Here is a 22,911-nt window from a genome sequence, read left to right as displayed (position 1 = left end):
GTACAAATATAAAAGTAATATGAGGGCTAAATATTACATTCTCTGAATTTTCTGCTTTTCGATAAGCGCTTTATCGAAGTCCGGTGCAATCTCCAATGATTTTCTGATATAGCTCAAAGCTACTTCCTGATTTTGATTTAATCTCTCGATCTGAGCCCATCTATAGTAAGCCCATGATGGATCTTTTATGTCTTTATAACCATAGTTTTCGATATAACGTTTAATAAGACCTTGGCCATAGTCCAACTCAATCGAATAAATTGCCGAAACTTCGGCAAGTTCATAATTGAGATAATTGCGAGTAATTAACTCAGGCTTTCTTCTAGAAAGCTTAATCGCCGCTTCGTATTTTGTCTCCGCAAGCTTTTGGTAGTCCAAGAATTTATAGATGTAAGCGTCTGCTAAAAGACCATCCAATTCATTTATTCTATGAAGTTCTGATGCGTAGCTCTCTGCCATTGTTTGGCTTCCTCCTACAAATCCTGGAATCTGCATATAGAGTTCTACCAGCGCACGCCTTGACTCAGAGTGGTTTGGATCCAGCTCAGCAGCTTTTAATAAATGTTTTTTAACATCACCAATAAGCATGGCTGCCTGAAACTTTGACCCATAATAGGCTTTCATCCCCATTGCTCCGCCTAATTTGAAATTATAATTACTATCGTTTGGCTTCGCTTTTACAAGTTGCTCATACTTAGAGATCGCCATATCCCAACTTTTTCTGAAGCTATAAATATCACCTAGTAACTCAATCGCTTTAAGTTCAGAATCATTTTGAAGAAGCAATGTTTCAGCCGCTTTATCATCTCCAGAGTTTAGTAACTTTTCTGCCTTGGAAATGTCATTTTGTGAATTCCCGATAGCGGTAAAAAGTCCGCAGATGAATAGAAAGATTTTAAATTTTGTTAACATAAATTAAATTTTCTTAAATTTAGATCGCCCAAACTATTGAAGTTCAGTATTAAAACTATACAATTGTTATAATTAAGATGTTTCCTAATTTAACTACCCATATTAAAAATAATTTTAATATTTGTGCAAACTTAATTTAAGTTTAAACCTAATACTAATTTTGAATTTAACACCTAGCCTATGCAAAATTTTACCATGAGGTTCAAGGGTAAAATGTTTTACCTTTTTATCTTAACCCTAATTCTGGCAGGCATGTCGTCCGCGTATGGACAACAATGCCCTGTTGTAAACAATCCCAACCAGGAGTTCTGCTATTTAGATACTGTTGGTGATTTAGAAGCTACACCTGCAGCTGGTAAAACATTGAGATTCTACCGTACTTCTACTTCTACAAATCCTATTCCAAATTCGGAAATACTTGAATCAAGAATTTATTATGCAGGAAATGAGGATGGCTCATGTACTAATAGACCGCAAATCAACGTAACAGTTGATGATCTTGGAGCTCCAGTTTCTTCCTTTGGGAATTTCTTCGAACCATGTGTTTATTCTACAGGTTCAGTCACCACAGTTGGGGATTTAAAGGAATTAATAACTCCAGCAGACCCTTCATTCGATCTTAATGTCTATGCCAATGAATTTGGTAATGCAAACGATGAATTGTCTGATGCTACTGCACTTATTGCTGGCGAAAATTATTTCATTGGACAGGATGATCCAAGTGACGCTGATTGCAGATTTTCCAGCCGTATCGCGATTGAATTCAATCCTGTGAATGCTTTTGCTCCGAATGCCGCTGCAAATCAGGTATTTTGCGAAAGTGACGACCCAAGGGTAAGTGATCTTGAAGCTAGCGCTACAAGTCCCGATACTCAAGCCTTTAGATGGTATAGCACAAGAACTTCTCAACCACCTTTGGCCAATGCTACGCGGTTGATCGATGGAGAAACGTATTATGTAAGCCAGATTGTGAATAGAACTAACTCTACTCAACCTCCATGTGAAAGCACAAACAGGAGAGCAGTGACTGTGACTATTATACCTTCTGATGCAGGACCAGACAACCTGGATGAATCAACTTGTAAAGCCAATGCAGATGAAGCTTTTAGCTCTACAGAGAACTTAAGAACTCTGTTTTTAGGATTATTGGAGAACAACTTCGATTCAGACACAGATAATGATGTACCAACGAATGGAACTTTTTCAGATAGTAGTCTAAGTGAACTTGTAGCTGCATACAGTGGTCCAGGAACTTACTCAACTACCTACAGTGTAGAATTTACCGAGGATTGTACAGATGATGTTGATTTGGCAATTACTGTAGTAGAAAACCCAGAAGCTGGTGATAATACCGAATTATCTTATTGCCAAAGCGATCTTGCAGCACTTATAGGACAAATCGCTGCAAATCCTTCTTCAGCTGAAGATACATTTGCAGATCTTATTGCTGGCGCAGATGCTGGGGGAACTTTCTCCCCAGAACTTGGAACAATTGCTACTCAATATTTGAACGATGTAGCTACCAATAATTTTCCGGCTTCTTATTCTGTAACTTATACGGTTACTGCCGGAACCACAGATGATTCAGATTGTTCAGATTCTTCTACTCTTACTTTAAACGTTTTGGCTGATCCAGATGCAGGAACAGACAATTCTGAAACCTTATGTGAAAATGAGGTGGAGGATAGAAATATTTTTGATTCCAATGCTAACTTGAGAGCTTACTATCTTGATATTCTAGGTACTGAAGATGACAGAGGTAGTTTCTCACCAAATCTAACCAGCATTAGAAATGTTTATAATGATGGTGTATCTGCACCTTCTGAAGATTTTACAGTAACGTATACGGTTGATACCGGAGCTTGTGAACCAGTAAGTTCTACCGCCACCCTTACGGTAAATGCTGCTGTTGTAGCAGATGCCGGTGACGGGACAGATTCAAGTTTCTGCACCACAGATTCGGCATTCAATTTACAGACTCTAATTAGTGGTGGAAATCCTAATGGCGTATTTAGCGTAAACGGAACTGATTCAACAGATGGTAATTTTGATCCATCCAATGGTGCTGGAGAATTCACAATAGTTTATACCGTATCACCTGAAACGGCATGTGTGAGTACTACAGATACTGAAAGCTTTACTATTACAGTTCAGGAAGCTCCAGATGCAGGAGGTAACGCTACTGCAAGCTTCTGTGAAACTGATGATGAAGTTATGACTGCTTTCGCTAATGAAGATTCTCTCGAAGCTTACTTATTAGGTTTATTAGGAACAGATGATGAAAGCGGAAACTTTAGCCCTTCAGCTACTGAACTTATTTCTAATTACAACGATGGAATAGCTGGAGCTGAAGATTTCAGTACAACTTATACCATAGCTGCAACTGCAGACTGTGATGCTGTATCTTCAAGCGCGACAATTACAATCAACGAGGCTGTAGATGCAGAAGCAGGAACGATAGCAAATGTAGATGGAGTTTGCTCCAATGACGATGCGATCAATCTTTCTACCTTATTAGGTACAGATAGCATCACTGGCGGAACTTTTTCAAGTGACGATACTGCTATTACGAATGGCACATTTGATCCATCTTTAGCAGGTGCTGGAGAGTTCACTATTACTTATACAGTTGGTGAAGACGATGCATGCGTTACAGGTTCAGATTTTGTAGATTTCACTATCTCAGTAGATCAGGCTCCGAATGCTGGACCTGGAGGAGATTTTGTTTTCTGTCAGGCTGAGTTCACGGCATTAGCTGCGCAAATTGCTGCCAATCCAAGTGGACAGGGTGAAGAATTACTGAACGAATTTGATCCAACTATTGCCAGAGGTGGTACTTTCACAGATAACAACCTTGGTGAACTGTTAGCTCAGTATGCCGCTACCACTAGCTTTCCTGCGACTTTTACGACAACATATACTGTAAGCAGTGGTACATGTACAAGTTCTGCAGATTATACAGTAACTATCAATCCTAATGAAGACGCAGATGCAGGTGATGATCAAACATTAACCTTTTGTACATCTGATGGACTAGTAGATCTTACTGATTCTATTGGATCAGGGACTTTCTCTAGTGATGATTTAACTATTACCGATGGATCTACATTCGATGCTAATGCAACAGGCGCTGGTACTTATTCAGCAACCTATACTGTAGATGCATCTACAGACCCATGTGTTACTGGAACTGACAGTTCTATAATCACTGTGATTGTAGTAGCGAGCTTTGAATTAGGAGAAGATGCAACTGCAATCGTTTGCGAGAATAACGTTGATGCTGCTTTCTTTACTGAAGCAAACCTGACTACGGAATTCAATAATTTATTACCAGACGACGCTCCATCGGGATCATTTTCACCAAGCATTACTGAATTAGCAGCAATGTACACTGGAGGAATGACAACAGGTGATTTCACTACTACCTATACTATAGGAACCACTGATTGTAAAGATTCGGTTCAATTAACCATTACTGTTAGGGAAAATATTGAAGCAGAATTAGAAGAGGTTTCTAATCCAGCTCCTATATGCCAGAATGCAGGTATTCAGGATCTAACAAGTTTCCTAGAAGATAATCCAGAATTTGGAGTCTTTGAAGGATATGAAGATGGAACATTTGATCCATCAATGATGGCCGCCGGAGATTATACAATTACATATACTCTAAGTGAAGATTCTTCAGATTGCGTATCTGGAACAGATTCAATTTCATTTACGATCACAGTTCTTGACTCTGCACTTGCAGGTGAAGATTTTGACTTAACTGTTTGCACAAACGCAGGTGTACAGAACCTATTTGATGTTCTGGATGGTGAGTTTACAGATAGTGACGGGACATTCACATTAGATGGAAGTGTTATCACAGATGGTCTAATGGATCCGGCAGACTTTATGGCTGGAACTTATATGATCACTTATACAGTTGATGCTGAAAATGATTGCGGGAATGATTCTGCAATGATTAGTGTAACCGTGAATGACTCTCCAGATGCCGGAGATAATATGGCTGTTGCTGTATGTCAGAATGATGACGTAGTGGATCTTTTCACTCTTCTGTCTGGTGATACAGATATGACTGGTTCATTTACCCTTGATGGGAATATTATTACTGATGGATTGATGAACCCTGCAAATTTTGACGCTGGAGATTATTCTGTTACTTATACTTTAGAGAATGAGAACTGCGTAGACACGGCAACCTTTACAATTACTGTACAGGACGCTGCTTTTGCAGGAATGGATATGGACATTGCAGTTTGTCAAAACGATGGTGTACAGAATCTGTTTGATTTCTTATCAGTTGATGCTGATACAAATGGTGAGTTCACTCTTGAAGATGGTACTGTTGTTACAGATGGAATGATGGATCCTTCAGCTTTTGATGCAGGAACTTACACTGTAACTTATACTGTAGCTGCAATCAATGATTGTGGAGATGCTAGTGCTGAGTTTACAATTACTGTTCAGCAAGTAGGAGACGCTCCTGTAGTTGGTGATGCAACTTTCTGTGCGGTACTTGATCCAACAGGTGCAGATCTAACAGCAGGCAGTGAAGATCTAACTTTCTATACTGATGCTGATCTTACGATGATGGTTGCTGAAGATGCTCCTTTAACTGAAGGAACTTACTATGTGACTCAACGAGGAGATGCAGGTTGTGAATCTGCAGCTACAACGTTCGAAGTAAGCATTACAGATCCTGGAACTCCAACGATCGAAGATGCAAATCAAACTTTCTGCCAGTTCGACGATCCAACGATCGCAGACCTGAATGATGCAATAGACCAGACTTCAAATGTAACCTGGTATGCAAGTGCAGATAGTACTGATCCATTAAGCACTGGAACAGCACTTCAGGATGGAGTAACATATTTCGCTTCATTATACGACCCGGCATCAGATTGTGATAGCTCAGAAAGACTTGCTGTGAACGTTAGCCTGGAATGTGATTTCTTCATACCAGAAGGTATTTCACCAAACGGTGATCAATTAAACGATGATTTCGAGATTAGATATATCGAAGATTTCTATCCTAACTATACTATTGAGATCTACAACAGATGGGGTGACTCAGTTTACAAGGGGAATGCAAATACTCCAAACTGGGATGGTACCAGCAATCAAGGTTCATTCGGTGACGGTTTGTTACCAGTAGGAGTTTACTTCTATTACCTGGACTTCAAAGATGGTAGCACTGAGCCAAGAAGAGGAAAAGTATACTTAAGTAGATAATTAGGATAAACAAGAACAAGAGATGAAAAAAATAATCACAAAATATTTATTATTCGCAGGCATTATCCTTTTCTCTATAAAGGGTATGGCTCAGCAAGATCCACTATTCACTCAGTACATGTACAATATGAGTGTAGTGAATCCTGCATATGCGACAGACGATCCAGGCATGTTAAACCTGGGTGCGATTTACAGAATGCAATGGACAGATGTTGATGGTGCACCACGCACCCTCAACTTCTTTGCCCACACTCCGGTAAGCGAACGTGTTGAACTTGGACTAACTGTAGTTCATGACGAGATTGGTGATGTTGAGAAAACAAATAACATCACTGCAGATTTCGCATACGTGATCCCAACCGGTGATAACACAAAGTTATCTTTCGGTGCAAAGGCAGGTCTAACAACATTTGACGCAAACCTTGCAGGCTTAAGTGTAAATGATCCAGGTGATGCAGCATTCCAAAACATCAGCGAAGTATTTCCTGTGTTTGGGGTTGGAGCTTTCTGGTTTGGTGACAAGCACTACTTAGGTGTTTCTGCACCTAACTTATTAACGGCAGATCATCTTGATGACAGCCAGTTACTAAGAGATAAAGGTTCAGAAGAGATCCATTACTACCTTACCGGTGGTTATGTGTTTGACATTACTGAAAACTTTAAACTAAAGCCTTCTACTATGGTTAGAGGCGTTGAAGGATCTCCACTATCTGTTGATGTAAATGCGAACGCATTGCTTTATGACAGATTTGAAGCAGGTGTTGGTTATAGATTCGATAAGTCTGTTACAGGCTTGGTAAACTTTCAGGTTACTCCGGGATTAAGAATTGGGTACGCATATGATTACCCAACTTATGATCTGAGCGACGATGGTTCTCATGAGATCATGCTATTGTTTGATCTGGACCTATTCGGACTTAAGAAAGGATATGACAAATCACCAAGATTCTTCTAAAACCAGACTAAGATGAAAAATATATATAGTACACTTTTAATTTTATTCGTGAGCATTACAGCTTTCAGTCAAAAGTCTGACATTAGAGACGGAAACAAGTTTTTCGCCAATGCAGCTTATATCGATGCAGCTGATGCTTATGAAAACGTAAATGAGAAATCTCAGGAGATTCTTCAGAATCTTGGAGACTCTTACTTCTATACTAATCAGATGCAGAATGCAGCTGAAGTATATGAGATGTTATTTTTAAGACATTCCGGTGCTGTTGCACCGGAGTATCAATTCCGTTATGCTCACGCATTGATGGCTCAGGGCAATTATGTAAAAGCCGATGAGCTAATGAATGAGTTATCTGGAAATGACTGGAATCATGAAGAATTCAAGAATACTCTTGACACTGTAGTTCCTCATAAATTCAAGTACGATCAGATCATGAACAACGCTTCATCATCAGATTTCGGAATTGGATTCTATGGTGATCGTGTAGCTTTTGCATCGACAAGAAACCAGGAACGTCCTATCTATCCATGGAATAAAATGCCAGCATTGGATCTTTACAGTGCACAAATGGATGATGATGGTGAGATGAAAGACATAGTTCTTTTTTCAGATGTTATCAATACAGATGAGCATGAGAGTTCAGCAACATTCAGCAAGGATGGAAACACTATCTATTTTGACAGAACGAATGAAGATCGTGTGAAAAATGAGAATGATGTTCGTGTAGCTCACATTAGTATTTACCGTGCCGAGATGGTCGATGGCGAGTGGACGAACGTGGAAAAACTTCCTTTCAGCAGTGAAGACTACTCCGTAGAACATCCAAGTTTAAGCGCAGATGGATCGAAGTTATACTTTGCCAGCGACATGCCTGGAGGAAGTGGATCTTTTGATATCTACATGGTAGACATCAATGAAGATGGAACCTTCGGAACGCCTCAAAATCTTGGAGCTGGAGTCAACACTGCTCATAGAGAACAATTCCCATTTATCAGTGAAGATGATGTTTTATACTTTACTTCAGATGGACACCAGGGATTTGGTAACCTTGATATCTACAGAACTGAAGGAGACTTCAGTGAAGTAGAAAACCTTGGATCTTCCATTAACAGTGGTAACGATGATTTCGCATATGTTGTGAAAGAGAGTGATGAAACTGGATATTTTGCCTCAAATAGAAGAGGAACAGATAATCTATATCAATTCACCCGTGAAGAGAATGAGATCGTCGAAGCTCCTACTGAAGTTGACCCAACAAGTGGTCAGGATCTTATCCCGATCGATGGCAGCAAAATCTATTTCGACTTTGACAAAGCAACGATCAAGAAAGAGTCTGAAGTTGTTCTGGATTCAGTAGTAACTTACATGAATGATTATCCAAATATCAAAGTGAAAGTTGAGTCTCATGCAGATGCTAGAGGTTCAGACAGCTACAACATGGCATTATCTAAAAGAAGAGCAGCTTCTACAGTAGACTACCTTGTTAAGAAGGGAATTGACAGAAGCAGACTAACTTCTGAAGGTTATGGTGAAACACGTCCAGTAAATGACTGTACTCAACCAACCGGATGTACTAATGCAGAATATGCTAAGAACAGAAGAAGTGCATTTGTAGTATCAAACAGAAAATCTGAAAGTCAGTCGATGACAGAAGATGATTCTGAAGATTCCATGGATGACGATATGATTGAAGACAACGAGAACTAGTTTCAACCTTGTACTAACTAACCAATCAAAATGGAAAGCCCCATGCAATTGCATGGGGCTTTTTTATTAGTATAATTGAAGCTGACTATTCCTGTGGCGGATAGCCTTCTAAAGCTTTCTCAACTATTTTATCAAAAGTTTTTTGACGTTTTTCTGGATCAGCGTTTGCATCAAAGCTACTCTCTACTACCGCCTGCCAAACCAAAGCATCTTTCTCTATGTCTATAAAATCAAATGTTAGCTTCATGTAGGTATCCATTTTTCCAATAGGAATACCTCCGCTCACTCCTACTCCAACATTGCCTCCACCTCCACCAAGGCCAAGACCAACTCTGCTACGATTATCTCTTTCGTACTCCTGCGTATATACATTTACCTGAAGTCCGGCCGTCTCAGATCTACTGAAGCCCTTTTCCTGCATCTTAGAGTTTACAGCATTTAACAGCCTTCCCTGATCTAACTGATTGAGTCCTGTTTGTAAATCGGAATAAATTGAATAAGAATTGTATTGATCGAACTGAACCGTTTGATCGTAATCGTAGACTGCCCGTGGTGTATTACAGGCAGCCATAAATAATAATAATAAAGTAGATATTTTTAGAATTTTCATAACCGGTTTTTTCTAAAAATAGCCAAAACCGGCCGGAGCAAACACCTGTTTAACAGGATTTAAACACGCTTAATTAAGCATTTGCCATAGTTTGTCCTTCAATTCCTGTAAGCCTTTCTGGGCTACGGAAGATATAAACAGGTAAGGAAAGTCCAGTTCTTTATCTAATTGTGTCTTCATTTCCGCTTTAAGTTCTTCGTCTAAAAGATCACTTTTTGAAATCGCGATTAGCCTGTCCTTATCCATTAATTCAGGATTGTATCGACGCAGTTCATCAACAAGAATATCGTACTGGGCTTTAATATCCTTTGCATCTGAAGGAATGAGGAATAGCAGTGTTGAGTTACGCTCAATATGTCTTAAGAATCGATGCCCCAGTCCTCTACCTTCGGCTGCTCCTTCAATGATCCCAGGAATATCTGCAACCACGAAAGTTTGAAAATCGCGATACTGAACGATCCCTAAATTTGGCTTTAGGGTGGTAAATTCATAATTGGCGATCTTTGGCTTGGCGGCTGTAATTACGGAAAGTAATGTTGATTTTCCTGCGTTGGGAAATCCAACCAGTCCAACATCAGCAAGAACTTTCAGCTCCAGAGTAATGTCTACCTGCTGTCCATCAATTCCTGGCTGGGCATATCTTGGAGTCTGGTTCGTGGAACTTTTAAAATGCCAGTTCCCTAATCCACCTTTACCACCTTCAGCAACAATAAATTCCTGACCATCTTCAGTAATCTCCTTAATGATCTCGTTGGTTTCAGTATCCCTGATTACAGTACCTAAAGGCACATCGATATACTCATCTTCACCCTGAGCTCCAGAACTTCTTTGTTTACTACCATTGCCACCATGTTCTGCCTTTACATGACGCTTAAACTTGAGATGGAATAATGTCCATAGGTTTTCATTACCTCTCACGATCACGTGTCCACCTCGACCACCATCACCCCCATCGGGACCACCTTTGGTTATATATTTTTCCCTATGCAGGTGTGCAGACCCTTTCCCTCCTTTTCCGGAGAATACATGGATCTTCACGTAATCAACAAAATTCCCTTCAGTCATATCTTATTTCATTAAATCATCGATCACAGAGCTCAGTCTGGCAGTAATTTCTTCAATGCTACCTTCTCCATTAACTCCGTAATACTTATTTTGCTTCTGGTAGAAATTCTTTAAAATGGCAGTTTCAGAATAATAAACCTTGATACGATTGCGAATAACACGCTCATCAGCGTCATCTGGTCTACCTGAAGTTTTACCTCTTTCCAGCAATCTTTCAACAAGTATCTCATCCTCAACTTCCAGAGCGATCATGGCATTTACTTCAGTACCTTTCGCTTCCAGAGATTCACTTAATGCTTCAGCCTGGGCTTCAGTTCTTGGAAATCCGTCAAAAATAAATCCATTAGCACCTTCATTTTTTTCAACTTCAGCATTCAGCATATTGATGGTAACCTCATCTGGAACGAGTTGTCCCTTATCAATAAACGATTTTGCGCTGAGCCCAAGTTCTGTCTGATTCTTGATATTATACCGGAATACATCTCCTGTAGAAATATGTATAAGATCGTACTTTTCCTTTAAAATGGTTGCCTGAGTTCCCTTGCCTGCACCCGGAGGGCCAAACAGCACTAAATTTGTCATTTTGCTTTCTTTGCGTTTATATACTTGAGTTAGGTTCCTGCCCAGACCGTTGTAGTCAAGACCGTAACCAACAATAAATTTATTAGGTATCTCCATCCCGATAATTTGTACCGGAACATCTTTTTTGTAAGCTGAAGGTTTAAAGAACAGTGTTGCCACCTGGTAATTAGCTACACCAGCCTCAGTTAAAATTCTATCCACCTCAACGAGCGTATTACCGGTATCTACAATATCTTCCAGAAGAACAACTTCCCTACCTGCAAGTTCCTGTCCTAAACCCAATAAAGTTTTAACTTCCCCGGTTGTTTTGGTGCCTTCATAAGAACCCATTTTCACGAAACTTATCTCGCAGTCACTCTCAAATCGTTTGATCACTTCGGAAGCAAACATAAAAGAGCCGTTCAGGATCCCGATAAATATAGGTTTTCTGCCTGTATATTCGTCATTCAATCGTTTAGCAATATTATCAATGGCTTTCGTAATTTCCTCCTCAGAGATATAAGGTTCGAATTCCAGATCGTGTAGCTTTATCAAAATTCAGCAATTTTAAGTGGCAAAGATAAGGAATCTATACAAGCCGGCCTTCCCGAATTCTTGCTGAATAAATATGGCAGGAATCAGGAATAACTTATTTTTGCGAAAAGCCGAATTAACTTATGGTAAATTATTTCTCATCAGACTTTAAACTGGGAATTCTAGGTGGTGGCCAGCTTGGCAAAATGATGCTTTATGAGACCCGAAAGTACGATATCCAGACACTTGTGCTGGATCCAAGCCCAGAGGCTCCTTCAAGAATTTCCTGCGACTATTTTGAGCATGGAGATCTAATGGATTATGAAACTGTGCTTCAATTTGGTAGAAAAGCAGATGTATTAACTTTTGAAATTGAAAGTATCAATATAGAAGCTTTAAGACAGCTGGAAAGCGAAGGCGTTAAAACATATCCTTCCGCAGCAACACTCGAGAAGATTCAGAATAAGGCGGTACAAAAAGAATTTTACGAAAAACACAATTTACCGACTGCAGCTTTCAAAAGATTTCCAAATCTGAAACTTTTAAAATCAGACGTCAACGAACAGAAAGTAAGTTTACCTTTCGTCTGGAAAAGTGCTACCGGTGGTTATGATGGAAAAGGAGTATCGGTTATAAGAACGGAAGCTGATCTCGCCAATCTTCCCGATGCAGAATGTATTGCTGAAAACCTGGTGCCTTTCAAAAATGAACTGGCGGTTATCGTGGCACGGAATCCTTCAGGTGAAGTTCGCACTTATCCTGTTGTGGAGATGGAATTTCATCCCACGGCAAACCAGGTAGAATATGTCATCTGTCCAGCGCGTATCGATAATAATGTAGCTGAAAAGGCAAGGAAACTAGCTGAAAATGTTTCCGAAGCATTTGAACACGTAGGGTTACTCGCGGTTGAAATGTTTCAGACTGAAGACGATAAAATTTTGATCAATGAAGTAGCTCCAAGACCTCACAATAGTGGTCATTATAGCATTGAAGCTTCCTACACCAACCAGTTCGAACAGCAAATTAGAGCAATTCTGGACTTGCCTTTAGGTAAAACCGATAGTAAACTTGGAGGGATCATGGTAAATCTGGTAGGTGATGAAAATCACGAAGGAGAGGTTCTATATAAAAATATCGAGAGGATCATGGGTATGGAAGGAGTTACTCCGCATATCTATGGTAAAAAGATCACCAGGCCTTTTAGAAAAATGGGTCATGTAACCATCGTAAATAAAGATCTGGGCGAAGCTAGAAAGATCGCTGAAAAGGTAAAGAATAGTATTCAAGTTATTAGTAAAAAATAGTAAAATGGGAAAAGTAGCTGTGATCATGGGTAGTACCAGTGATATGCCTGTAATGCGGGAAGCAATCGACATACTGGAAGGATTTGATATACCGGTGGAAGTAGATATCGTTTCCGCTCATCGTACCCCAGAGAAACTATTCGATTTTAGTAAAAATGCGCACGAAAGAAATATCAAAGTTATTATCGCAGGTGCCGGCGGTGCAGCTCACCTTCCAGGGATGGTAGCTTCCATGTCCCCATTGCCAGTGATTGGAGTTCCAGTAAAATCAAGAAACTCTATAGATGGATGGGATTCAGTATTATCAATTCTGCAAATGCCTGGCGGCGTTCCTGTCGCGACAGTTGCACTCGATGGCGCTAAGAATGCAGGTATCCTGGCAGCGCAAATAATAGGCACGGCAGATAAGTGCATCATGGACAAAATTCTTGTTTACAAAGAAGGTCTTAAACAAAAGGTGATCGAAGGCGCGAAAAGCGTTCAGAAAAAGAGATAAAAAAAGGGATCACAAAGTGATCCCTAAGCAGTAAACCTTTAACCCGTTATTATTTATTAACCATTCTAAATTTTAACCAGAACTTGTTATACTACTGTATCGTTATAAGTTGATCTTTAATCGATTAAAAGGCTAAAATAGAAATTTTAATTAGATCTTTTGCAATAACGTTCATATAATATTGCAAAAGCGTTAAACTTACATTCATGAGCTCTCAAAATATATTACTGGAAGATTTCAATCAAGCTCCTTTTTCAAGCATAAAAACTTCAGATTACAAACCTGCCATTATAAAGGCTATAGAACTTGCCCAAAATGATATTGAGGTGATCACCTCCAGTAAACGAGAACCAAGCTTCGAAAATACTATCGAAGCATTAGAGTTTTCGGGAAAAAAACTTGATCGGGTTACCAGCATTTTCTTCAATATAAATTCTGCGGAAACCAATGAAGAAATTCAGAAGATCGCCCAGGATATTTCTCCTTTACTTTCAGAATTCAAGAATGATGTTATTCTGAACAATGCGCTCTTTAAAAGAGTCAAAAAGGTTTACGATCAAAGAAAATCACTGGACCTCAACAAGGAGCAAACCACCTTACTTGACCAGAAGTATAAGGCTTTTACTCGTAATGGCGCCAACCTGGCTAGCGAAGATCAACAGGCCTTACGTGAGATCGACAAGAAATTATCTAAGCTAAAATTGCAGTTTGGTGAAAATGTTTTAGCTGAAACCAATAAATATGAGCTGGTTGTTACTGAAGAATCCCGTTTAGGTGGATTGCCTGAAAGTTTCAAAGAAGAAGCCAGGAATATTGCAAAATCCAAAGATACTGAAGGCTGGATCTTCAGTCTGGAATACCCAAGTTACATTCCATTCATGAAATACGCCAATGACAGGGAATTGCGAAAGGAACTTTCTCTCGCATTTGGATCGAGAGCTTTTAAAGGTGATGAACTTGATAACCAGCAAAATGTTCTTGATATCGCAAAACTGCGATATGAAAGAGCAAAACTTCTCGGTTATAATTCCCATGCTCACTTTGTTCTTGAAGAACGTATGGCAGAAACCCCGCATAAAGTAGAGTCTTTTCTCGAGGAAATGCTGGAAAAAGCAAGACCTGCAGCAGAACGAGAGTTTAACCAATTAGAAAACTTCGCTAAAGAGCTTGACCAGATCGATACCCTCCAAAAATGGGATTCAGCTTATTATGCTGAAATATTGAAACAGAAATTATTTGATCTGGATGACGAAAAGCTGAAACCATACTTCCAGTTAGAAAAAGTGATCGATGGTGCGTTTACCATCGCAGGGAAACTTTACGGACTCAAATTCGAACAAACAACTGATGTTGATGTATATCACCAGGATGTTAGAACCTACAATGTCACCGATACTTTAGGGAATGATATTGCTCTTTTCTATGCCGACTTTCATCCCCGCCCAGGAAAAAGAGATGGTGCATGGATGACGATTTACAAACAGCAGTCGATAGAGAATGGGCAGAATGAGAGACCCCATATATCTATAGTATGCAATTTCACTAAACCAACAGAGAAGCAACCTTCATTACTAACCTTCAATGAATTAACAACTTTGTTCCATGAATTTGGTCATGCACTGCACGGTATGCTCGCAAATACAACTTACCCAAGTCTTTCTGGTGCCAATGTATACTGGGATTTTGTAGAACTACCAAGCCAGGTTCTTGAAAACTGGTGTTATGAGGAGGAAGCTTTGCAACTCTTTGCAAAACATTATAAAACCGGTGAGGCCATTCCTCAGGAATATATTACTAAGATCAAGGAATCTTCCAACTTTCTGGAAGGTATGGCAACCATGAGACAGTTAAGCTTTGGAATGTTAGATCTTAGCTGGCACGCGCAGGACCCTTCGAATGTAAGTGATGTAAAGGCACATGAAACAGAAGCATTCGAATCTACCAAATTATTCCCGGATGTAGTCAGTAATTGTATGAGTACAGCATTTTCCCATATCTTCCAGGGTGGTTATTCTGCAGGATATTATTCTTACAAATGGGCAGAAGTACTGGATGCAGATGCATTTGAATATTTTACGGAAAACGGAATATTCAGCAAGGATGTCGCAGATAAATTTAAAGATAACATACTCTCGCAAGGTGGTACAGAGCATCCAATGGAACTGTACAAACGCTTCCGCGGAAAAGAACCAAAACCAGATGCTCTATTAAGAAGAGCTGGCTTAATAAGTAAATAAATAATTCTGAAAAGAATGGTAAAACCTGATTATAAAGCTACGGGATCGCCATTCTTTTCATATTTTTGAGTTGCAACCGTCACAAGCACACATGCCTTCAAACCAACTTGAACCAAATAAATGGGTAGACAGATATTCAGATTATCTGTTTAATTATACGATCGTGCGTGTAAATGACCGTGAAGTCGCTAATGACCTTATTTCTGAAACCTTCCTGGCGGGCTTAAAATCTGCCAAAAACTTTAAAGGCGAAGCCAGCGAAAGAACCTGGCTCATTTCGATCCTGAAGCGAAAGATTATTGATCATTATCGGCGTAATAACTCCAGGAAAGGTCAGGCTGAAGTTAAGATCAATTATACTGGAGAAGATAGCGAAGGTGAATGGCTGGAAGAACAGGTTCCAGATCAATTTGTCCGTACCGCCGAGGATGACATGGAAAATAATGAACTTGGACTGGCAATTCTGGATTGTCTGGACTCTATCAACGAAAAACAAGCAGCAATTTTTAAGCGTAAAACTATAGATGGAGTTGATACGGAAGCGATTTGTAATGAATTTGATATCACGCCGTCTAATTTGTGGGTAATTATTCATCGCGCCAGAACTGCTCTGGCCGCGTGCATGGAAAAAAACTGGTTTTAATTATGAGTGAAAAAAGTAAATCTCTTTTTGTTGACTGTTCTGAAGCAGCTACCTGTTGCACGAAAGCACAGTACGATGAAGCCGGTTTTTTTGAAAAGATCAAGTTAACGATCCATCTTGCCTTCTGCAGAACATGCCGCACATTTTCCAGTAGAAATTCCAAACTCACCCATAAGCTGAAAGAAGCAAATCTGGAATGCTGTTCCGAAGAAAAAAAGAAAGAATGGCGTGAAAATATTAGTAAACTACAATCGGAAGAACATACTTCATAAATAATACAATACCCAGGTATATTATGGGAATCGACTCCACCACGAAAGAAGCATAATATTTAGCCTGCCGCTCTCTGCTCCTAAGCAGAAATACTCCAAGAATTACACAAACCAGAAATAAACTTAGAAAGCTATAACTGCGAAATTGCTGCTGAAATATTTCAATAAGACATATCAGTATCAATAAAATAACCCCAAAGATCCTTGTTTTCCTAATTCCAATTCTTTGCGGAATCGTTTCAAGAGAATGAGAATCATAAATTAGATCCCTTATTTCAAAGGGCAACGTAAGCACAACCACCATACAAAACCGCTGGAATAAATCTATAAGAGTTGATTGATTAAGCAGTTGCTGAGCATTGATCACGGGCAGTAAAACTGTAGTTCCCGCCCATACCATTGCAATGACAAATATTTTAATCCCGGCTAGACTTCTCAAATTCCTGCTGTTTCCAAAAACCGGTAATGCATACAAAAGTGTTAGTAAGCCTAGGATACCTGTTGCTAGCAGGACATTTACTGACAGTTGAACAGTAAAATAGATCAATGCAAGAAAACTTATAAAAGAAAATATTTGTATGATTCGCAGGTTTCCGGCAAGACTGGAATGATGCAGTTTCGCAATGCCAGCGTATTTGACAAAATTATATCCAGTGATCGTCGAGAAAAAAATAAAAGCCAGTAGACCTAGGCTTATTTGGAAGTTATTTTCGACTATACTTATCACCGCGAAACATACCACCGCAACAGCAACGTGAATACTGCTATTTATATATAAGTCAAAAGCCAGGCGAAGGTACCTCATCTTACGAAATTACATATTCTTTACTAGTTTTTGATCAGTCAAAAATCTTAACAACTGTACACCTCTAAACCACTTTAAATTAGCACGGAATTATGTACTTTTGCGCCACAAAAACACAACTTAATTTATTGATGAGAACAGATTCTTTCGCATTACGCCATATTGGTCCCAAAGCTGAAAATCTTCAGGAAATGCTGGACACGATTGGCGTTGATTCTATAGAGCAACTTATATACGAAACAATTCCTGATGATATCAGGCTGGAAAACCCACTTAATTTGCCAAAAGCAATGAGTGAGAACCAGTATGCAGAACATATCAAGAAGCTTTCAGAAAAGAATAAATTATATAAAACCTACATTGGTTTAGGATACCATCAAAGCATCCTGCCAGCGGTAATCCAGAGAAATATTCTGGAGAACCCGGGTTGGTACACTGCTTATACTCCTTACCAGGCAGAAATCGCTCAGGGTAGATTAGAAGCCCTTCTGAATTTCCAGACCATGGTAAGCGATCTTACCGGTATGGAGCTAGCGAACGCATCCTTATTAGATGAATCTACTGCTGCGGCTGAAGCAATGGCACTCTTATTCTCTGTTCGCGAAAGAGATCAGAAAAAAGCAAACGTCAATAAATTTTTCGTTTCTCAGCAAACATTACCGCAGACCATTTCTCTAATGGAAACGCGTGCTAATTTTCTTGGGATCGATATGGTTGTTGGAGATCATGAAGAATTTGATTTTTCTGATGAATACTTTGGAGCACTTGTGCAGTATCCTGGCAAATTCGGTCAGATCTTCGATTATAAAAAATTTGTCGAGAATTGTAAAGCAGCTAATATTAAAACCGCCTTTGCGGCAGATATACTTAGTCTGGTAATGCTTCAGGCTCCGGGAGAACTTGGAGTAGACGTGGTTGTTGGAACTACGCAGCGTTTTGGAATTCCGTTAGGATATGGAGGACCTCATGCAGCATTTTTCGCGACAAAAGAAGAATATAAAAGAAATCTTCCAGGACGCATTATTGGCCTTACAAAAGACGTAGACGGGAATAATGCCCTTAGAATGGCATTGCAAACCCGTGAACAACACATTAAAAGAGATAAAGCAACTTCCAATATTTGTACTGCACAGGTTCTTCTTGCGGTAATGGCAGGAATGTATGCAGTATATCATGGTCCACGCGGACTGGAGTACATCGCCGGGATTGTGCATGCGACAGCAGTTAGCCTGGAGGATAGTTTGAAGGAGCTTGGTTTCGAACAGCAGAATTCAGCATATTTCGATACGCTACATGTAAAGGTTGACGCTAAATCTTTGAAAACTATTGCTGAAAAGCACGAGATAAACTTTTTCTATCCCGATACTGAAAGCGCCTGTATTTCGATCAATGAGACCACTACTACAGACGATCTGAACGCGATCATTTCAGTTTTTGCTGAATTAAAAGATAAAGAGGCTACTGAAGTATCTGAGTTATCTTCAGAAATTAGGATTCCGGAGTCACTTCAACGTACTACTGAATTTTTAACTCACGAAGTATTCAATTTGTATCATTCAGAAACTGAATTGATGCGTTATATCAAAAAACTGGAGCGCAAAGATCTTTCATTGAACCACTCGATGATAAGTCTTGGATCCTGCACCATGAAATTGAATGCCGCTTCAGAAATGTTACCTTTAAGTAATCCACAATGGGGGAACTTGCACCCATTTGTTCCTGTAGACCAGGCTCAGGGTTATCAAACCATATTAAAAGAACTGGAAGACCAGTTAACTGAAATTACAGGATTTTCAGCAACCTCATTACAACCAAATTCCGGTGCTCAGGGCGAGTATGCTGGTTTAATGGTTATACGTGCGTACCACGAATCGAATGGAGACAGTCATAGAAATATTTGCCTGATCCCATCGTCTGCTCACGGTACAAATCCTGCTTCAGCAGTAATGGCCGGTATGAAAGTGATTGTCACCAAGGCCACTGAAAATGGAAATATAGACGTTGATGATCTACGTGAAAAAGCATTAAAACACAAGGACAATCTTGCTGCACTAATGGTTACCTATCCTTCTACGCACGGGGTATTTGAATCTGCTATTCGTGAAGTAACCAATATCATTCATGAAAATGGCGGTCAGGTTTATATGGACGGCGCTAACATGAACGCCCAGGTTGGACTTACCAATCCAGGTAAAATTGGTGCTGATGTTTGCCACCTTAACCTGCACAAAACTTTTGCCATTCCTCACGGAGGTGGTGGACCTGGAGTTGGTCCAATATGTGTAGCTGAGCAGTTGAAACCTTTCCTTCCTGGAAACCCGGTGATAAAAACAGGCGGGGATCAGGCGATTGGTGCAATTTCTTCAGCACCATGGGGTTCTGCACTCGTTTGCCTTATTTCTTACGGATACATCAAAATGCTTGGTACTGGAGGACTTCAAAAGGCAACGGAATATGCAATTTTGAATGCTAATTACATAAAGGAACGTTTAAACGGACATTATAAAACCCTTTATTCTGGAGAAAGAGGGCGTGCTGCACATGAGATGATCGTAGATTGCAGACCTTTCAAAGAAAAAGGGATTGAAGTGACAGATATCGCCAAACGTTTGATCGATTATGGGTTTCATGCTCCAACAGTATCATTCCCGGTAGCTGGAACTGTAATGATCGAACCAACCGAAAGTGAATCAAAACCTGAACTGGACAGATTCTGTGATGCGCTTATTTCTATTCGAAAAGAAATTGACGAAGCATCGGTAGATGAACCAAACAATGTGTTGAAGAATGCTCCGCATACCATACATATGCTTACCGCTAACGAATGGAATTTACCGTATACTCGTGAGAAAGCAGCATATCCACTAAGCCATTTACATGAAAATAAGTTCTGGCCAAGTGTACGACGTGTGGATGAAGCTTATGGAGACAGGAACCTTATGTGTACCTGCCCTCCTACTGAAGAATATGCCGAAGTATAAGCCAGATAGCACTTTAGAAATAAAAACCTGTCAACTGGCAGGTTTTTTTTCGACCAAAAAGTATTAAATTTTAAATGTAGCTTAAGGCTATTTAATTAAATTGTGAAATATTTATAATCTCAGAGTCAGATGAATTTTAAAATTACCGGTACTGGAAGTTACATACCCAATGTTGTCACAAGAAATGCTGACTTTGAGCAACATGAGTTCTTTAACCTCGACGGGAGTTCTTTTCCTCAGGACAATCCTACTACGATTCGCAAGTTCAAGGCTATTACTGGCATTGAAGAACGCAGGTATATTGAACCTGAAATGAATACTTCAGACATTGCAACTCTGGCTAGCAAAAAAGCTATAGAAGATGCTGGAATAGATCCTGAAACTCTTGATTATATAATAGTTGCTCATAATTATGGTGACGTTAAATCTAATACTGTTCAAAGCGACACCGTACCAAGTTTAGCTACCCGGGTAAAAGCAAAATTGAAGATCAGCAATCCTAAATGTGTAGGATACGACATCCTCTTTGGCTGTCCTGGCTGGATCGAAGGGATGGTGCAGGCAAATGCATTTATTAAGGCAGGCATCGCGAAACGCTGTCTGGTAATTGGTGCTGAGGCTTTATCCAGGGTTGTAGATAGTCACGATAGAGATAGCATGATCTTTTCTGATGGTGCCGGAGCAGCAATTTTAGAAGCTTCAGAAGAAACTGGAGGTATTCTTTCTCACGAGTCGGCAACATTCTCATTGCAGGAATCTGAATATATTTACTTCGGAAAATCTAATAATAGCAAATCTTCCGAAGATATTCGTTTTATAAAAATGAATGGTCGCAAGATCTATGAATTTGCACTGGTGAACGTACCAAAAGCGATGAAAACCTGTCTGGAGAATAGCGGGAAATCAATTGAAGATCTTAAAACTGTATTTATCCACCAGGCGAATGAGAAGATGGATGAAGCTATCATCAACAGGTTCTACAAATTGCATAACATGCAAGCACCTGAACATGTAATGCCTATGACCATCCACGAACTGGGAAATAGCAGTGTAGCCACCGTTCCAACGCTTCTGGACCTTGTACGCAAAGGTAAAATTGACCATCAAAAACTTGAGAAAGGTGACGTCGTAATGTTTGCCAGCGTTGGTGCAGGAATGAACATTAATGCGATCACTTACGAGGTATAATGTACGAACAAAGTTTCCCGGAAGAACGCTTTCATAAGACACTGGAATTTTTAGAAAATCATATTTCCAGAGAGGAACGAATTCTGGATCTGGGAGTTCCCAATCCGTTTTCAAAAATTATGGAAAAGGAGGGTTTTCAGGTAACTAATACCAGTGGGGAAGATCTGGACGATCACTTTGAGGCGGTCCAAACGAATTCTTATGATTGCGTTACGGCTTTCGAGATTTTCGAACATCTACTCGCTCCATACAATATTCTAAAAGAGATTAAAGCTCCAAAACTTGTAGTAAGCGTGCCATTAAAACTATGGTTTGCTCCCGCCTATCGTAGCAAAATAGATCCCTGGGACCGGCATTATCATGAGTTTGAAAAATGGCAGTTTGACTGGTTGCTGGAAAAAAGTGGCTGGCAAATAAAAGATAGTATTCAATGGGCACATCCAGTGAAGAAAGTTGGATTACGCCCTATTCTTCGGAAGTTTACTCCAAGGTACTATGCGGTCTATGCTGAAAGGATCTAATACTCTATCTTAGCTGCTTACTGAAATTCCCATTTCGTGAGAATCTATATTATCATCCCCGCACATAACGAGGCAAATATTATTGGCAGAACTCTACAGTCGCTTGCTGAGCAGTCGCTGAAACCGGCAAAAATAGTGGTTGTAGATGATAATTCTACAGATTCAACTTCAGAAATTGTAGAGGGTTTTGCTGAAAAATATGACTTTATAGATCTCGTTCAGAATCAATCTTCTGCAGAACATGCTCCTGGCAGTAAGGTAATCAACGCATTCTACCAAGGCTACTATCAGCTTGACGATGATTTCGATATCATTTGCAAATTTGACGCTGACCTTATTTTTCCAGAAAATTATCTGCAAAGGATCGTTGAGATATTTGAGTCGCAACCTGGTGTTGGAATGGCTGGAGGCTTTTGCAGTGTCCAGAGGAAGGACAAATGGATTCCCGAAAATCTTACAGGCAAAGATCATATTCGTGGCGCTTTAAAAGCTTACAGCAAACATTGTTTTATACAAATAGGGGAACTTAAACCTGCTATGGGCTGGGATACTGCAGATGAACTTCTGGCTAGATTCCACGGATGGAAAGTTGTGACTGATGAAAATCTTCTGGTCAAACATCTTCGTCCTACCGGGATGAATTATTTTGAACATTCTGGTCGTAAGCAAGGAGAGGCATTCTACAGACTTCGATATGGAGTTGCTCTAAGTATGATCGCTTCAGCTAAACTTGCTGCTCTAAAGATGAATCCCTTCGCTTTTTTACATTATCTATCTGGTTTTTTTAATGCCAGAAAGAAAAAACGACCTTTTCTCGTTTCCGAAGAAGAAGGCCGTTTTATAAGAAAGTTGCGTTGGGACGCTATTAAAGATAAGTTTCTTTAA

17 protein-coding genes are annotated in these 22,911 nt (G+C 39.7%); 12 read left to right on the top strand and 5 right to left on the bottom strand.

Translation table 11 applies throughout. The features are described from left to right. Positions 1-33: 33 nt before the first annotated feature. Positions 34-912, bottom strand: a complete 879-nt coding sequence (locus tag QZ620_RS01300; protein ID WP_295178251.1) for a hypothetical protein — start codon at positions 910-912, stop codon at positions 34-36. A gap of 252 nt (positions 913-1,164) precedes the next feature. Here QZ620_RS01300 and QZ620_RS01295 point away from each other — a divergent pair, with 252 nt between their 5' ends. The 3 genes from QZ620_RS01295 to QZ620_RS01285 are packed head-to-tail and all read left to right on the top strand — an operon-like array spanning position 1,165 to position 8,809. Next, positions 1,165-6,147, top strand: a complete 4,983-nt coding sequence (locus tag QZ620_RS01295) for a gliding motility-associated C-terminal domain-containing protein (protein WP_295178249.1) — start codon at positions 1,165-1,167, stop codon at positions 6,145-6,147. A 22-nt stretch (positions 6,148-6,169) separates the two neighbouring features. Beyond that, the gene (locus QZ620_RS01290) at positions 6,170-7,102 is read left to right on the top strand and encodes a type IX secretion system membrane protein PorP/SprF (RefSeq protein ID WP_295178247.1); all 933 of its coding nucleotides are present in this window, start codon (positions 6,170-6,172) and stop codon (positions 7,100-7,102) included. Positions 7,103-7,114: 12 nt separating this feature from the next. Further along, on the top strand, positions 7,115-8,809 hold the full coding sequence (locus QZ620_RS01285) for an OmpA family protein (protein ID WP_295178245.1): 1,695 nt from the start codon (positions 7,115-7,117) through the stop codon (positions 8,807-8,809). Positions 8,810-8,894: 85 nt separating this feature from the next. On the opposite strand, the gene QZ620_RS01280 is transcribed toward QZ620_RS01285, so the two are convergent. The 3 genes from QZ620_RS01280 to QZ620_RS01270 form a co-directional block, all read right to left on the bottom strand. Beyond that, positions 8,895-9,419, bottom strand: coding sequence for a DUF4136 domain-containing protein (locus QZ620_RS01280; protein WP_295178242.1), 525 nt, complete (start codon positions 9,417-9,419; stop codon positions 8,895-8,897). Positions 9,420-9,488: 69 nt separating this feature from the next. Then, a complete protein-coding gene (gene obgE / locus QZ620_RS01275; protein ID WP_295178240.1) occupies positions 9,489-10,484 on the bottom strand; it encodes a GTPase ObgE in 996 nt (331 codons plus the stop codon). Positions 10,485-10,487: 3 nt separating this feature from the next. After that, positions 10,488-11,600: an adenylate kinase gene (locus QZ620_RS01270; RefSeq protein WP_295178238.1), complete on the bottom strand. Its 1,113-nt coding sequence runs from the start codon at positions 11,598-11,600 to the stop codon at positions 10,488-10,490. A gap of 122 nt (positions 11,601-11,722) precedes the next feature. Here QZ620_RS01270 and QZ620_RS01265 point away from each other — a divergent pair, with 122 nt between their 5' ends. From QZ620_RS01265 to QZ620_RS01245, 5 genes are all read left to right on the top strand, one after another. Then, the gene (locus QZ620_RS01265) at positions 11,723-12,883 is read left to right on the top strand and encodes a 5-(carboxyamino)imidazole ribonucleotide synthase (RefSeq protein ID WP_295178236.1); all 1,161 of its coding nucleotides are present in this window, start codon (positions 11,723-11,725) and stop codon (positions 12,881-12,883) included. Positions 12,884-12,887: 4 nt separating this feature from the next. Beyond that, positions 12,888-13,379: a 5-(carboxyamino)imidazole ribonucleotide mutase gene (gene purE / locus QZ620_RS01260; protein ID WP_295178231.1), complete on the top strand. Its 492-nt coding sequence runs from the start codon at positions 12,888-12,890 to the stop codon at positions 13,377-13,379. A gap of 206 nt (positions 13,380-13,585) precedes the next feature. Then, a complete protein-coding gene (locus tag QZ620_RS01255) occupies positions 13,586-15,616 on the top strand; it encodes a M3 family metallopeptidase (RefSeq protein ID WP_295178228.1) in 2,031 nt (676 codons plus the stop codon). Between the two features lie 91 nt (positions 15,617-15,707). Further along, entirely contained in the window at positions 15,708-16,259 is a 552-nt protein-coding gene (locus tag QZ620_RS01250) for a sigma-70 family RNA polymerase sigma factor (RefSeq protein ID WP_295178225.1), read from the top strand. A 2-nt stretch (positions 16,260-16,261) separates the two neighbouring features. Continuing rightward, entirely contained in the window at positions 16,262-16,531 is a 270-nt protein-coding gene (locus QZ620_RS01245; RefSeq protein ID WP_295178223.1) for a hypothetical protein, read from the top strand. Here QZ620_RS01245 and QZ620_RS01240 read toward each other — a convergent pair. Continuing rightward, positions 16,497-17,336, bottom strand: coding sequence for a hypothetical protein (locus QZ620_RS01240; protein ID WP_295178221.1), 840 nt, complete (start codon positions 17,334-17,336; stop codon positions 16,497-16,499). The two genes, QZ620_RS01245 and QZ620_RS01240, sit on opposite strands and share 35 nt — an antisense overlap. A 131-nt stretch (positions 17,337-17,467) precedes the next feature. On the opposite strand from QZ620_RS01240, the gene gcvP reads away from it, so the two are divergent. The 4 genes from gcvP to QZ620_RS01220 all read left to right on the top strand — a co-directional run bounded on the left by gcvP (position 17,468) and on the right by QZ620_RS01220 (position 22,911). Next, positions 17,468-20,317: an aminomethyl-transferring glycine dehydrogenase gene (gcvP, locus tag QZ620_RS01235; protein WP_295178219.1), complete on the top strand. Its 2,850-nt coding sequence runs from the start codon at positions 17,468-17,470 to the stop codon at positions 20,315-20,317. 129 nt (positions 20,318-20,446) lie between these two features. Then, entirely contained in the window at positions 20,447-21,505 is a 1,059-nt protein-coding gene (locus QZ620_RS01230; protein WP_295178217.1) for a 3-oxoacyl-ACP synthase III family protein, read from the top strand. After that, complete coding sequence (locus tag QZ620_RS01225; RefSeq protein WP_295178214.1) at positions 21,505-22,026, top strand: methyltransferase domain-containing protein; 522 nt, start codon at positions 21,505-21,507, stop codon at positions 22,024-22,026. Before QZ620_RS01230 ends, QZ620_RS01225 begins: the two co-directional genes overlap by 1 nt. A gap of 36 nt (positions 22,027-22,062) precedes the next feature. Continuing rightward, complete coding sequence (locus tag QZ620_RS01220; protein ID WP_295178211.1) at positions 22,063-22,911, top strand: glycosyltransferase family 2 protein; 849 nt, start codon at positions 22,063-22,065, stop codon at positions 22,909-22,911.

The organism is uncultured Christiangramia sp. (genome assembly GCF_913046405.1).
In the GTDB taxonomy this organism is placed as follows: Bacteria; Bacteroidota; Bacteroidia; order Flavobacteriales; family Flavobacteriaceae; genus Christiangramia; species Christiangramia marina.
This window is presented reverse-complemented; position numbering and strand designations above follow the sequence as displayed.